Here is a 14429-nt window from a genome sequence, read left to right on the forward strand (position 1 = left end):
GGCGAGGGGATTTATCCCCGTTGGGCTGCGAAGCGGCGCCAAGAATTCCAGCCTCAAAGATTCTTAGAGCTTGTGCACAGGATTTGCGACTTCTGCGCAGCCGAGCGGGGATAAATCCCCTCGCCACAGGGCTTGGCTGAGCATTCAGACCGGGAGATGGATGCCAAAGGTGTTCATGCCCCGATCACTGCGCACAAACACATCCCCGCCATGCATCAGCGCAATCGCCTTGACGATCGCCAGCCCCAGCCCGTGGTTATTGCCGCTGTTGCTGCGCGAAGCATCGACCCGATAAAACCGTTCGAACAATCTCGGCAGATGCTCGCTGGCAATCGGCGTCCCGGGATTGGCCACGCCAATGCTCACCTGGTGTTCTTCAACCTCGATGCGCACCTCGATCACCTGGCCCGGATCGGTATGCTGCACCGCGTTGCTGAGCAAGTTGATCAACGCCCGGCGCAGGTGCGCGACCTCGATTTGCACTTGCGCATCGCCGCTGACCTGCACTTCAACCTGCGCGTCCTCAAGAATGAAATCCAGATAGTCCAGTGTCGTCGCCACCTCATCAGCCAGTGACGTCGAGGTCAGTTTGGTCGCCTTGTTGCCCTGATCGGCGCTGGCCAGAAACAGCATGTCGTTGATGATCGAGCGCAGTCGCTCAAGCTCTTCGAGATTGGATTGCAGCACTTCGAAATAGTGTTCGGCGGAGCGCCCGCGAGTCAGTGCGACCTGGGTCTGGCCGATCAGGTTGGTCAGCGGCGAACGCAGTTCATGAGCGACGTCGGCGTTGAACGATTCTAGCCGCGAATAGGCCAGTTCAACCCGTTCCAGAGTTGAGTTGAACGATTCGACAAACTGCTCCAGTTCCGGCGGCAGCGGCGACAGACGCAAGCGCCCGGCGCGCAGTGGTGGTGCCAGACGCTGGGCTTCCTGCGACAGTTTGATCAGCGGCTTCAGACCGATTCTTGCGACCCAATAGCCCAATGCCGAGGCCAGCAGCACCCCGACAATCGCCAGACTGATCAGGGCGATGAGCAAGTGATGCTGGGTCTGATGCAGCGTCTCGGTGTCGATGCCGATCATGAAGCTCAGCGGCGGGCGCTGGTCCTTGGCCGGGAACTGACTGACCAGCACTTTCAGCGGGTAGGGCTGATCGGGCAGTTGCAGATCATGCATGCCCAACGGGCCGTTGATGGCCGCGCGAATCTGCGGCGTAAGGTTGCCGTACTCGTAGCGCGGATCACCGCTGCTGATCCAGAAACTGATGCGCTTGTCTTCCTCACCGAGCAGTTTGAGCTTGTTGTTGATCTTCACCCAATGCTCCGGCGTGCCGTAACGGCCAACGGTGGATTCGAGCACGCTGTACCGCGCATCCAGCTCGGCTTCGGGCAACAATCCCAAGCCCTTGTCCACCTGTTGATACAGCGCGCCGCCAATCAACAGAAACACCACCAGCGCCACCAGGGTGAACATGCCGCTGAGGCGCAAGGCAATCGAGTTACTGGACACCACGGCTCTCCAGCACATAACCCATGCCGCGAATGGTGTGCAGCAGCTTTTCGTTGAACGGCCCGTCGAGCTTGGCGCGCAGGCGTTTGATCGCGACTTCGACGACGTTGGCGTCACTGTCGAAATTGATGTCCCAGACCATTTCCGCGATGGCGGTTTTCGAAAGGATTTCGCCCTGGCGACGGGCCAGCACGCTGAGCAGGGAAAACTCTTTCGCGGTCAGATCCAGGCGCGTGCCGGCGCGGGTGGCCTTGCGGCTGATCAAATCGATCCACAGGTCGGCGATGGTCACTTGCACCGGTTCGTGGCCGCCGCTGCGCCGGGTCAGCGCTTGCAGGCGGGCGACCAGTTCGAGAAAGGAAAACGGTTTGCCGAGGTAATCGTCGGCGCCGTCGCGCAGGCCCTTGATGCGATCTTCGACGCGCTCGCGGGCGGTGAGCATGATCACCGGGGTCTGCTTGCGCGCACGTAATGCGCGCAGTACGTCGAAGCCATCGAGCCCCGGCAGCATGACGTCGAGGACGATCACGGCGTAGTCGCATTCCAGTGCCAGATGCAGGCCTTCGACGCCGTCGCGGGCAAGGTCCACGGTGTAGCCCTGTTCGGTCAGGCCACGGTGCAGATAGTCCGCGGTTTTTTCTTCGTCTTCGATAATCAGAACGCGCATGACCGCCTCAGTCTGTGGTCGCCAGTGCCGTTGCGGGCGTTGGGGCTGGTGGGTGTGAGTGCCGGTGAAACAGCCGCTCGAGCCATAAGTATATGACCGGCGTGGTGAACAGCGTCAGCATCTGGCTGACCAGCAAACCGCCGACCACGGCAATGCCCAACGGCTGGCGCAATTCGGCGCCGGTGCCGTAGCCGAGCATCAGCGGCAACGCACCGAGCAGGGCGGCGAGGGTGGTCATGATGATCGGCCGGAACCGGGTGATGCACGCTTCGAAAATCGCCTCCTGCGGCGGCAGACCGCGCTGGCGCTGCGCCTCGAGCGCGAAGTCGATCATCAGGATGCCGTTCTTTTTGACGATGCCGATCAGCAGCACCAGACCGATCAACGCCATGATCGAAAAGTCCTGGCCGCAGATCCACAGCATGATCACCGCGCCGAGGCCTGCTGCCGGCAGGGTCGAAATGATCGTCAGCGGATGCACGAAGCTTTCATAAAGCACGCCGAGAATGATGTATACCGCCACCAGCGCCGCCAGAATCAGCCATGGCTGGGTGGCCAGCGAACTCTGGAACGCCTGCGCCGCACCCTGGAAATTGCCGCTGATCGCGGTGGGCATGCCGATCTCGGCCTTGGCCTGATTGAGCTGAATCACCGCATCGCCCAATGCCACGCCGGGGGCGAGGTTGAATGACATGTTGGCGGCGGGGAACATGCCGTCATGGGCAATCGACAGCGGGCCGATGGTCGGCGCGTCGAATCGGGCCAGCGCCGACAGCGGCACCATTTCCCCACTGAGCGGCGAGCGCAGATAGAAATAGTTGAGGCTTTCGGCCTTGCCGCGTTGTTTGGTATCCAGTTCCAGAATCACGTTGTACTGATTGACCTGAGTCTGGAATTCATTGATCTGCCGTTGGCCGAACGCATCGTACAGCGCCTCGTCGACATCGCTTGCCGTCAAGCCGAAACGCGCCGCTGCGCTGCGATCGATGCTGATGTGGGTGATGCTGCCGCCCAGTTGCAGATCGTTGGAAATGTCGCGAAACGCCGGGTTGCTGCGCAGTTTCTCGGTCAGGCGCTGGGTCCAGGTGGCGAGGGTCGCGCCGTCGTTGCTCTTGAGTACGTATTGGTACTGCGCACGGCTAGGGCCGGAGCTGAGGTTGATGTCCTGCCCGGCGCGCAAATAAAGGACGATGCCGGGCACTTTCATCAGTTGCGGGCGGATGCGATCGATGAACTGGCTGGCGCTGACATCGCGATCGCCACGTTTTTTCAGGGCGATCCAGAAGCGCCCGTTGGCGATGGTCTGGTTGCTGCCGGAAACCCCGACCGAGTGCGAGAACGCCTGCACCGCCGGATCGGCTGCAACGATTTCGGCCATCGCCAAGTGTTTTTTCACCATGTCGCCGTAGGAGATATCCGCAGCGGCTTCGGTGGTGCCGAGGACAAATCCGGTGTCCTGCACCGGAAAGAAACCCTTGGGAATAAAGATGTAACCGGCAACAGCCAGCGCCAAAGATAAGCCGAACACACCAATCATCAATTTCTGATGATCGAGGGCGCGGCGCAGGCCTTTTTCGTACCAGCCGAGCAAGCGCTCGCTGAAACCCGGTTTGGCGCTGGCGTGATGCACCGGTTTGCGCATGTACAGTGCAGCAAGGGTTGGCGCCAGCGTCAGCGACACCACCACCGAAATCATGATGGTCGATGTCGCAGTCAAGGCGAATTCCTTGAACAATCTTCCGACCACACCGCCCATGAACAACAGCGGAATAAACGCCGCCACCAGCGAGAAACTGATCGAAACGACGGTGAAGCCAATCTCGCCGGCTCCCTTGATCGCCGCCTCGCGTATATCGTCACCGGCCTCGAGATGGCGATGAATGTTTTCCACCACCACGATCGCATCGTCCACAACGAAGCCGACCGCGACGACGATCGCCACCAGCGTCAGGTTGTTCAGGCTGAAGCCGAGGACGTACATCAGGGCGAAACTGGCGATCAGCGAGACACCGAGCACCGCCGAGACAATCAGCGTCGCCGATAACTGCCGCAGGAACAGCGCCATGACCGCGACCACCAGCAGGATCGCGATCAGCAAAGTGATTTCCACTTCATGCAGCGAGGCGCGAATGGTCTGCGTGCGGTCGATCAGGGTTTTCACCTGCACCGAGGCCGGCAGCATCGCTTCGAGGCCGGGCAGGGCGGCTTGAATGCGGTCGACGGTTTCAACGATGTTGGCGCCGGGCTGGCGGAAAATCACCAGATTCACGCCGGGTCGATCTCCGGCCCAGGCCTGCACGTAGGCATCTTCCGCACCGTTGACGACTTTGGCGACATCGCGCAGGTGAACCGGGGCGCCATCCTTGTAGGAAACGATGAGCTGGCTGTAGTCCTCAGGGTGGAACAACTGGTCGTTGGTCGACAGCGTGGAAATGCTCGACTCGCCGTACAGCGCACCTTTGGCCAGGTTGAGGCTGGTCTGCTGAATCGCCAGCCGAATGTCGGCCAGGGTCAGGCCAATCGCCGCGAGTTTGTCCGCCGAGGCTTGCACTCGGATCGCCGGGCGTTGCTGACCGGTGATGTTGATCTGGCCGACGCCGTCGATCTGGCTGATCTGACGCGAGAGCAGGGTTTCCACCAGGTCGCTGAGTTCGGTGCCGGGCATTTGCGTCGAGCTGACGCTGAGAATCAACACCGGGCTGTCGGCCGGGTTGACCTTCTTCCATGTTGGCAGCGTCGGCATGTCTTTGGGCAACTTGCCGGCGGCGGTATTGATCGCCGCCTGCACTTCCTGGGCGGCGGTGTCGATGCTTTTGTCGAGAGTGAACTGCAAGGTCAGCAGAGTTGAGCCCAGCGCACTGCTCGAGGTCATCTGGGTCATGCCGGGGATGGCGCTGAATTGCACCTCCAGCGGCGTCGCCACCGAGGAAGCCATGGTGTCGGGGCTGGCGCCGGGCAACTGCGCCGACACTTGAATTGTAGGAAACTCCGCTTCCGGCAGTGGCGCAATCGGCAAACGCGGGAAGGCAATTACGCCGACCAGTACCAGAGCGAACGTCAGCAAAATCGTCGCTACCGGGTGATCGATGCACCAGGTCGAGATGCCTTTATGCGAGTTCATGGCTTGGGCTCCGCCTGCACCACTTGCGGCGGCTCGCTCATGATTTGCACGCTCGACCCCGGCTTGAGCCGCGACTGCCCGTCGGTCACCAGTACGTCACCGGCGTTGACGCCTTTGATGATGTCCTGGCCGCTGCCCTGATAAACCATTTGCACCGGCACTGCCTCGACCTTGTCGTCCTTCACGCGGTAAACGAAGTGTTGTTCGAGGCCACGCTGTACGACGGTGGGCGGAACGACCAGCGCATCTTTATCCACAGCCGTCTGGATTTTTACCGTCACCAGCAAACCCGGCCAGAGCTTCTGGCTGGCATTGGCGAACTCGGCCTTGGCGCGGATGGTGCCGGTGTTGGCGTTGATCTGGTTGTCGATCAGGGTCAGCTGACCTTCGCCGAGCAAATTGCCGGTTTCGCCATCGGTGTCGGCTCCGATGTACGCCTTGACCGGGGCGCGTTGCGGATCGCTGATCAGGCTCTGCAGGGTCGGCAGCATCTGCTGCGGCAGGGAGAACTCGACGGCGATCGGGTCGATCTGCGTGACGGTGAACAGGCCCTGGGTGTCGGTCATGCGCAGGAAGTTGCCTTCATCGACCGTACGAATACCGACGCGCCCAGTAACCGGAGAGCGAATCTGCGTGTAGGACAGTTGCACCTGCGCCGCATCGATCGAGGCCTGATTGCCTTGCGCAGTGGCTTTGAGCTGATTGACCAAGGCCTGTTGCTGGTCGAAGGTCTGTTTCGATACGCCGTCGTCGACGCTGAGCAGTTTGTAGCGCTTGAGATTGACCAGCGCGACCTGCAACTGCGCCTGACTCTCGCCCAACTGCGCCCGGGCCTGATCGAGGCTGGCGCGGATCGAGCGGTCGTCAATGGTGGCGAGCAGGTCGCCTGCTTTGACCAGCTGACCTTCCTTGACCAGAATCTTCGTCAGAATGCCGTCGATCTGCGGACGCACCACCACGCTGTGCAGCGAGAGCACGGAGCCGATGCCGCTGGTATAGCGCGGCACGTCTTTTGCGCTGACCGTCACCACCCGCACCGGGATGGCAGTCGGTGTAGCCAGTTTGGCCGGCGCCGGTTTCAGCGCGAACCACAGGCCGGCGGCTGCCAGCAGAATCAGGAGAGTGGCCAGCAGGATTTTGTTTTTCTGGATGGACATGCGCGGCGCCGAAGTCTGGAGTTTGGGCAGATTGACCAGTTATAAACCGCTCAGGCGGTCGGCAGGGTGACGGCTGGCTGTCAGGATTGTCAGTTTCGTTTGTATAGATGGGGAGTAGCAGTGTGCGGCGATGCTCTTGTGTTGGATTCGCCCCTCACCCCAGCCCTCTCCCCAAGGAGAGGGAGCCGATTTGTGGGCTTTTCGAACCTGAGTTCGACTCGGTATCCCATGTCGGCGAACCTCGAGTAAACACCTCGGTCTGTCCCCTACCCAGGGAGAGGGTTAGGGTGAGGGGAAACCGTTCAGCGCACGGTGCAAATCTTCAGATGCCGAGCCAGAGCGCACAGGTATACTGCGCGCCTTTGCGGCTCACTGATCGGGCCGACTTTATGTTCCCGGAGCTTTTATGACTTCCCCGACCCAACCGCCGGTTGACGACGCTGTGAGCGACGTCCCGGCTGAAGTGGCTGACGCCAGCGAAACCAAGGCCGAGATCCCGGCGTTCAAGTTCCCGTTCAAGCCGGGCGAGCTGGCTTCGGCGAAAGGCTCGAATCAGCCGTGGTACAAGAATGGCGCGAAGAATGGCCACACCAAAACCCCGGGCATGGCGCCGCCGGGGACGCGTCGGTCGATGGGTAAGCGCTGACATCGGAAAGTGATGGTGCTTGTGCTGGCCTCTTCGCGAGCAGGCTCGCTCCCACTTTGGATTTGTGTAGAACCCAACCCTGTGGGAGCGAGCCTGCTCGCGAAAGCGACATCCGCTACAGCACAAATATCAGATCAAGCCGCGCGCAATGAAATAAACGCATAAGTCTGCGCCGGCTCGGTCACTACTTGCCCACCCGCAGCCTGTACCTGTCCAGCCACGTCATCGCCAGACAAATGAAACAGCCATTCACTGGTTTGCGCCGCTAGCGGTTGCGCGCTCACTTGGTCGATCACTGCCGCAAAGGCATCCATGTTCGGCAAGTACGCGGTGAACCCGTCGCCCTTGAGCGCCGTGGTGCGAATTCCCAGGGTTGCGCAGATCGCATCCTTGAGTTTGATCTCATCCCGATCCGCCTGACGCGAACGCTGAATCAACTCCAGCAGTTCCCGATCAACCAACTCGCCCCCCACAATCAGCTCCGGTCCCTGTTCCCAGGACTCCGGTGGGCAATCCTTGGCAGCAGGATTGAGCGGGATGTGCGGATTGATTTCCGCCGGGTAAATCCGGCACACCAGCGGGCGACGCTCGTAGATCCGGCAGCGCTTTTCGTCGTCAAGATTCCGGCAGGGGCCGACGTTGTAGGCGGCAAAGGTGATCGCCACGTGAGCATCAGTAGTGCCACTGCGGACCACCGCCGAACGGCGCTCGGCATGTTCGCGCTGTTGCGCTGGCAGGCCCAGGCCATTGCCGAGAAAAGCCTCGGCCAGCACGATCACCTGACCGCCATCCGCCGCCCACATGCGGGCTTCGGCGAGCGTCAGCGGGACATGGTGATCGGTGCAGCATTTGCCGCAACCTACGCAGGAAAACGTCGTATTCATTGAGCGATCTGTCTTCAATCAGGGTGTGAAACGGTGGCGGAAAACCACCGCACAGGGCCGGGTCGAAGCAAGTTGTGCGCCATTCACTGAGGTTTGGCGGTCGGGCGAATCGAATCCCACTCGGTGACGTACGCGGTTTTCGACTGTTTGTTGTACAGGCACAGCTCGCTGCCTTGCTGGCCTTTCATGTGTTTCTGCGGGTATTGGCCTTGCAGCAGAACGGCGGTGTAACCGACGCGGTCGTCGAATTGCGCCGGTGTGCCGACCGGTTTGACGTTTTTCAGGCCACTGGCCTTGGTGCAGCTGGCGAGGACGGTCTTGTCATAGGCAGCCCAGGCGTCGGGGCTGGAGGCATGGGCCTGGGAGGCGAGGGCGATGAGGCTGAGCAGCGCCAGGGTGATGGCTTTCATGGTTGGGGCATCCTTGGTTATGGCCAAGGTTGGAGTCTGTCGGATAGCGGAAGTTGCCAGTGCTGCCCTTCGCGAGCAGGCTCGCTCCCACAGTTTGAAATGCAATCCACCTGTGGGAGCGAGCCTGCTCGCGAAAGCGGTAGATCAGTCGGGCACAGGCTCGCGCCGAACCACAACCATCCCGGCATTTTCATACAACCGCCGCGCCCGCAGGTTGTCCTCCAGAACCCGCAAATCGACAAACCCCTCGCGTCGCTGTTGAAAGTCGCTGAAGGCATGCAGCAACAACGCGCGTCCAAGCCCCCGGTCCTGCATTCGCGGGTGCACCATCAGATTCTTGATATACGCACTGGTCCAGCACTGCGCCACGCCCACCACGCCCTCGGCATCGCAGGCAATGAAACACAACGCAGGGTCGTATTCAGGGTCGCTGGCAAAGCGCCGCTGCCAATCGTCCAGTGACGGCACTCGACCGCCACCTTCCAGCTGTCCGAGCTGCATCAACTGATGCACTGCCGGCGCCAGTTCCTCGCGGTAGACGGACAGCTCAATCCCGTCCGGCCACTGAGCATCCGGCAGAGGTCCACTCAAGTCGCGGCGCAGCAGAAAGCAAAACGTCTCGGCCAAGACTCAGTGCCCGTTGGCCGCGACGTGCTTGGCGGCTTCGATCAGGCGTTGGGTCAGCTCCGGCGAGGAGAACTTGGTCAGCACCGCGTTGGCACCGGCCAGGCGAGCTTTTTCACTGTTCATCGCGCTGTCGAGCGAGGTATGCAGCAAGACGTACAAGTGAGCGAAGTCCGGGGTTTCACGCAGGGTGCGGGTAAAGGCATAGCCGTCCATTTCCGACATTTCGATGTCGGAGACGATCAGATTGATCTGCTGCGCGGTGCCTTGCAGGTCGAGCAGGCAGTCGATGGCTTCCTTGGCACTGCGCGCGGTGTGGCATTGCAGGCCGAGGTTGCGCAGGGTGTGCACCGATTGCTGCAGCGCCACCTGGCTGTCGTCGACCACCAGAATGCGCGCGTTGCCGAGCACTTCGGCGTCTTCCATGGTCAGGTCGGTCGGCGCCATTTCGATCTGCGCCGGGGCGATGCTGTGGATGACTTTTTCGATATCCAGCACCTGCACCAGCGTGCCGTCCACCGAGGTCACGCCGGTGATGTAGGCACGCGAGCCGCCGGAGCCGAAAGGTGGTGGCTTGATGTCGGTGGTCAGGCAATGGACGATCTTGCTCACCGCCTGCACATGCAGACCCTGCTTGGAACGGCTGACATCGGTGACGATCAGGCAGCCACCGTTGGGATCTTCCAGCGGCCGCTCGCCGATCGCGCGGCTGAGGTCGATCACCGACAAAGAGGCACCGCGCAGGGAGGCGATGCCTTTGACGTGCGGGTGCGACTCCGGCAGCTTGGTCAGCGGCGGGCAGGGGATGATTTCACTGACTTTCAGCAGGTTGATCGCCATCAGCTTGCCGCTGCGCAAGGTAAACAGCAGAAGCGAAAGTGAATCTGCGCGGGCTTTGGTGGAGGACATAAGAACCTTCTGTGGGGCGAGAGTGGAAATCGCCAGAAACCTTTGATGCCGTGTTATCGGCGTTAAAGGGGTGGGCTTTAGGTTAGTTGTCGGGTAGTCGGCTTGAGTTGATCGCTGTTCTCTCTATCACTGCCCCTCACCCCAGCCCTCTCCCAGAGGTAGAGGGGGCCGACGGAGGTGTCTGGCGTTTTACACCGACCTGAACGACCGAGTCGATTATGGATTCGGAAGAAATCTTTCACGTCAGTGGAATTCTTCAATATCCCCCGATCAGTCCCCTCTCCCAGAGGTAGAGGGGGCCGACGGAGGTGTCTGGCGTTTTACACCGACCTTAACGACCGAGTCGATTATGGATTCGGAAGAAATCTTTCACGTCAGTGGAGTTCTTCAGTATCCCCCAATCAGTCCCCTCTCCCAGAGGTAGAGGGGACCGACGGAGGTGTCTGGCGTTTTACACCGACCTGAACGACCGAGTCGATTATGGATTCGGAAGAAATCTTTCACGTCAGTGGAGTTCTTCAATATCCCCCAATTAGTTCCCTCTCCCTCTGGGAGAGGGCTAGGGTGAGGGTGTGCTTTTAGCTCTTCATGCCTAATCGTTTGGCCATCCGCCCAAGATTCGCCCGATCCACCCCCAACTCTCGCGCCGCGCTCGCCCAGTTATCCTGATGACGCTCCAGCGCTGTACCGATCAACCGCCGCTGAAACTCATCGGTGGCACTGCGCAAATCACCACCGATCATCGGCATCTCATTGGCCAAATCTGCATAGGCAGGCGCAACCACGTTATCCACAACCTCACGGGGCAAATCCAGATCCGCCGCGCTCAGACTCAAAATCTTCGGCCGCACTTTGCAGTTACCCAGAGCCTTCAGCGCACTGCGCCCGATCAAATGCTCCAGCTCCCGGACATTCCCCGGCCAGGTGTAGGCGAGCAGCGCTTCCTGAGCATCACTGTTCAAACGCAGACTATTGAGGCCCATGCGCGAGCGGTTCTGCTCGAGAAAGAAACCACTGAGCAACAACACATCACGCCCACGATCGCGTAGCGCCGGCACTCGCAGCGGATACACGCTCAAACGGTGATAGAAGTCGGCACGGTAGCGACCGCTGCGCACTTCCTCGGCCAGATCGCGATTGGTCGCTGCAATTAGGCGCACATCGACCTGATGCTCCTTGTCCGAACCCAGGCGCTGCAACTGACCGCTCTGCAATACGCGAAGCAACTTGGCCTGAACTGTCAGCGACAGTTCGCCGACTTCATCAAGAAACAGCGTGCCGCCATTGGCCAGTTCGAACTTGCCACGACGGTCGCTGGTGGCGCCGGTGAAGGCGCCGCGCACGTGGCCGAACAGTTCGCTTTCGACCAGCGTGTCGGGCAGGGCGGCGCAATTGAGGCTGATGATCGGTTTGTCGGCGCGCGCGGAGGCGGCGTGGATGGCTTGGGCCACGAGCTCTTTGCCGACCCCGGTTTCGCCGGTGATCAGAACAGTCAGATCACTGCCGCCGACCAGATTGATTTCTTCCACCAGACGTTTATGCGCCTTGCTCTGGCCGATCATTTCGCGGTGCTGCTGGCCGCTGGCCTGGCGGTAGACCTCGGCGCGCTGATGCTCGTCTTCGGCGCGGGTGGCCAGACGTTCGATGCGTTCGGCCGCGTTGACCGTGGCCGAGGCGAGGCTGGCGAAGGCTTGCAGTGCGTCGAGTTCGATCGGCTCGAAACGCTCCGGGTCCAGCGCGTCGAGGGTGATCAGGCCCCAGAGTTTTTCATCGACGAATAAAGGACAGCCGAGGCAGTCGTGAACTTCAAGATGATCGTCGAGGCCATCGACCAATCCGTCATAAGGATCGGGCAAGTCGCTGTCGGCGGCAAAACGCGTCGGCCCGGCGCCGGCCAGCAGAATCTCGAAACGCGGATGCTCGCTGACCTTGAAGCGGCGGCCGAGGGTATCCGTACTCAAACCATCCACCGCCAGCGGCACCAATGATTCGCCATCCAGACGCAACAACGCGGCGGCATCGCAAGGCAGCAAAGCGCGCATGGCTTCGAGCAGGCGCCGATAGCGCTCGCCCTCGGGCAGTTCGCGGGACAGGTCAGCGACCAGAGGCAGCAGGGCGGTAAGCAGGGATTTGGCGGTCATGGGTATGTAGTCAAATAGACAAGATGTAGTCGCGATGACTATACGTTCATTTGTGTCGAAATGACTATTAAGGTTTCAAGCTATTGAATTTAAAAGATTAATTAGTTGGCATGAAAGCTGATATTCCTAAGGCAATCTTTCCAGAAAGCCCAGGAGTCACCTTATGCTTAGCGTCCAGGATCGTGCCATCGTCAAATCCACCGTGCCTCTGCTGGAAAGCGGCGGCGAGGCGTTGATCACGCATTTCTACCGCATGATGCTCTCCGAATACCCGCAGGTGCGCCCGCTGTTCAACCAGGCGCATCAGGCCAGTGGCGATCAGCCGCGTGCCTTGGCCAACGGCGTGCTGATGTACGCGCGGCACATCGATCAGCTCGACCAGTTGGGCGATCTGGTAGCCAAGATCATCAACAAACACGTCGCCCTGCAGATCCTGCCGGAGCATTACCCGATCGTCGGCAGCTGCCTGCTGCGCGCCATTTCCGAAGTGCTCGGCGAAGAGATCGCCACACCTGAGGTGATGAGTGCCTGGGGCGCTGCGTACGGGCAACTGGCCGACATCCTGATCGGCGCGGAAGCCGCGATCTATGACCAGAAGGAACACGCCGTCGGCGGCTGGCGCGGTGCGCGGGAATTCATCGTTGCGGCTAAAGTGCAAGAGAGCGCCGAAATTACCTCGTTCTACTTCGAACCGGCAGACAAAGGGCCGATTCTTGCGGCCGAACCGGGTCAGTACATCGGCATGAAGCTGATGCTCGACGGCGAAGAAATCCGTCGCAACTATTCGCTGTCGGCACTGGCCAATAACGGTCAGTACCGCATCAGCGTCAAGCGTGAACCGAATGGTCGCGCGTCCAACTATCTGCATGATCAACTGCACGTCGGCTCAAGCATTCAGCTGTTCCCGCCGTCGGGCGAATTCACCCTGGCGGCCAGCGACAAGCCGCTGGTGCTGATCAGTGGCGGCGTCGGCATCACTCCGACTCTGGCGATGCTGGAAGCAGCGTTGGCAACCGAGCGTCCGGTGCACTTTATCCACTGCGCGCGCAATGGCAGTGTCCACGCGTTCCGCGACTGGGTCGATGGGCTGGCGGCGCGTCATCCGCAACTCAAGCGCTTCTATTGCTACGCCGAAGAGGATGGCGTCAGCCCGGCGGCGGACAAGGTCGGCCTGCTCAGCGAAGAACTGCTCGGCCAGTGGCTGCCGGCGCAGCGTGATGTCGATGCTTACTTCCTGGGGCCGAAAGGGTTCATGGGCGCGATCAAACGGCACCTGAAAGCGTTGGGCGTGCCGGAGAAGCAGAGCCGTTACGAGTTCTTCGGGCCGGCTGCTGCTCTGGAGTGATCCGAGACCGAGTTGTCTCGTTCGCGAGCAGGCTCGCTCCCACAGGAATTGCGTGCGACGCAGATCCATCGTGGGAGCGAGCCTGCTCGCGAATCTTCCGCGCGCCGCAAAGCCATGTTGGTTAATCATTCCTTAACCGCTCTATCGTTTATTGCCCCGGTGTAGACTTGCGACAATTTCAGCCGCCGGCCGGCTGGACCATGGACTTACAAAGGAAAGGCAATGAGCGAGGAAACGATGCGGTTGGGGCGTGAGCGGCGCTATCTGGTGTTGCTGGGGATCATCTGCCTGGCGTTGATCGGCGGCGCACTTTACATGCAGGTCGTGCTCGGCGAAGCACCTTGCCCACTGTGCATTCTGCAGCGCTATGCACTCTTGCTGATTGCAGTGTTCGCCTTCATCGGTGCGGGCATGCGTAGCCGTCGCAGCATCACCGTGTTCGAGACATTGGTAGTGATCTGTGCGATTGCCGGGGTCGGTGTGGCCGGGCATCACGTCTATACGCAGTTCTATCCGGCGGTGAGTTGTGGCGTCGATGTGCTGCAACCGATTGTCGATGATCTGCCGTTGGCGAAAATTTTCCCGCTGGGCTTCCAGGTCGACGGTTTCTGCTCGACGCCGTATCCGCCGATCCTCGGTCTGTCGCTGGCGCAATGGGCGCTGGTGGCGTTCGTGCTGGTGGTGATTCTGGTGCCTCTGCTGACTTCGCGTAATCGAAAAGCGCTGCGCTGAGTCAACTTCTCGGCAGAGCTGCCGATAAACAAAACGCCCCGATTTTCGTTGTTGAAAATCGGGGCGTTTTGCATTTCAGAGCGTTTGTGAAAACACCGTGACGAACGACAATGAAGCGTGCGGCAAATGTGCGACATGTTGTCACACAGGGGCTGTCGCAGGGACTCGGGATGCGGCGGATTGGCCGCCTGTTACATAAAAACATTGGCCAGTTTTAGTGTTTTCGGGCTTGAGCACGGACGTACCAGAGCAGGCAGTTTTAACAGGCGCCGGCAGATGGACGA

12 protein-coding genes are annotated in these 14429 nt (G+C 60.4%); 3 read left to right on the top strand and 9 right to left on the bottom strand.

Features of this window, described 5'->3' with window-relative positions:
• Nucleotides 1-144: 144 nt before the first annotated feature.
• From CKW30_RS19965 to CKW30_RS19980, 4 genes are read right to left on the bottom strand one after another with little or no spacing between them, the layout of a single operon-like run.
• Entirely contained in the window at nucleotides 145-1509 is a 1365-nt protein-coding gene (locus tag CKW30_RS19965; RefSeq protein ID WP_095181686.1) for a heavy metal sensor histidine kinase, read from the bottom strand.
• A complete protein-coding gene (locus tag CKW30_RS19970) occupies nucleotides 1499-2176 on the bottom strand; it encodes a heavy metal response regulator transcription factor (RefSeq protein WP_095181687.1) in 678 nt (225 codons plus the stop codon). Before CKW30_RS19970 ends, CKW30_RS19965 begins: the two co-directional genes overlap by 11 nt.
• 7 nt (nucleotides 2177-2183) lie before the next feature.
• Nucleotides 2184-5297, bottom strand: coding sequence for a multidrug efflux RND transporter permease subunit (locus tag CKW30_RS19975; protein ID WP_095181688.1), 3114 nt, complete (start codon nucleotides 5295-5297; stop codon nucleotides 2184-2186).
• On the bottom strand, nucleotides 5294-6454 hold the full coding sequence (locus CKW30_RS19980) for an efflux RND transporter periplasmic adaptor subunit (protein ID WP_095181689.1): 1161 nt from the start codon (nucleotides 6452-6454) through the stop codon (nucleotides 5294-5296). Before CKW30_RS19980 ends, CKW30_RS19975 begins: the two co-directional genes overlap by 4 nt.
• A 406-nt stretch (nucleotides 6455-6860) precedes the next feature.
• Here CKW30_RS19980 and CKW30_RS19985 point away from each other — a divergent pair, with 406 nt between their 5' ends.
• A complete protein-coding gene (locus CKW30_RS19985) occupies nucleotides 6861-7100 on the top strand; it encodes a hypothetical protein (RefSeq protein WP_016773292.1) in 240 nt (79 codons plus the stop codon).
• A gap of 134 nt (nucleotides 7101-7234) precedes the next feature.
• Here the strand turns inward: CKW30_RS19985 and CKW30_RS19990 are convergent, their stop codons facing one another.
• From CKW30_RS19990 to norR, 5 genes are all read right to left on the bottom strand, one after another.
• Nucleotides 7235-7984 carry a YkgJ family cysteine cluster protein gene (locus CKW30_RS19990; RefSeq protein ID WP_095181690.1) on the bottom strand — a complete coding sequence of 250 codons (750 nt, stop codon included), beginning with the start codon at nucleotides 7982-7984 and terminating at the stop codon, nucleotides 7235-7237.
• A gap of 83 nt (nucleotides 7985-8067) precedes the next feature.
• The gene (locus CKW30_RS19995; protein ID WP_056790191.1) at nucleotides 8068-8394 is read right to left on the bottom strand and encodes a hypothetical protein; all 327 of its coding nucleotides are present in this window, start codon (nucleotides 8392-8394) and stop codon (nucleotides 8068-8070) included.
• A 144-nt stretch (nucleotides 8395-8538) separates the two neighbouring features.
• Nucleotides 8539-9021 carry an N-acetyltransferase gene (locus CKW30_RS20000; RefSeq protein WP_095181691.1) on the bottom strand — a complete coding sequence of 161 codons (483 nt, stop codon included), beginning with the start codon at nucleotides 9019-9021 and terminating at the stop codon, nucleotides 8539-8541.
• A 3-nt stretch (nucleotides 9022-9024) separates the two neighbouring features.
• A complete protein-coding gene (locus CKW30_RS20005) occupies nucleotides 9025-9927 on the bottom strand; it encodes a chemotaxis protein CheV (RefSeq protein WP_016773296.1) in 903 nt (300 codons plus the stop codon).
• Between the two features lie 578 nt (nucleotides 9928-10505).
• Nucleotides 10506-12068 (bottom strand): nitric oxide reductase transcriptional regulator NorR, encoded by a 1563-nt coding sequence (norR, locus tag CKW30_RS20010; protein WP_095181692.1) that lies wholly within the window; start codon nucleotides 12066-12068, stop codon nucleotides 10506-10508.
• A 163-nt stretch (nucleotides 12069-12231) separates the two neighbouring features.
• Here norR and hmpA point away from each other — a divergent pair, with 163 nt between their 5' ends.
• Nucleotides 12232-13413, top strand: coding sequence for an NO-inducible flavohemoprotein (gene hmpA / locus CKW30_RS20015; protein ID WP_095181693.1), 1182 nt, complete (start codon nucleotides 12232-12234; stop codon nucleotides 13411-13413).
• 222 nt (nucleotides 13414-13635) lie between these two features.
• Nucleotides 13636-14145, top strand: a complete 510-nt coding sequence (locus CKW30_RS20020) for a disulfide bond formation protein B (protein ID WP_095181694.1) — start codon at nucleotides 13636-13638, stop codon at nucleotides 14143-14145.
• The last annotated feature ends 284 nt before the right edge of the window (nucleotides 14146-14429 follow it).

Source organism: Pseudomonas sp. Irchel 3F6 (assembly GCF_900187595.1).
GTDB classification, from domain to species: Bacteria; Pseudomonadota; Gammaproteobacteria; order Pseudomonadales; family Pseudomonadaceae; genus Aquipseudomonas; species Aquipseudomonas siliginis.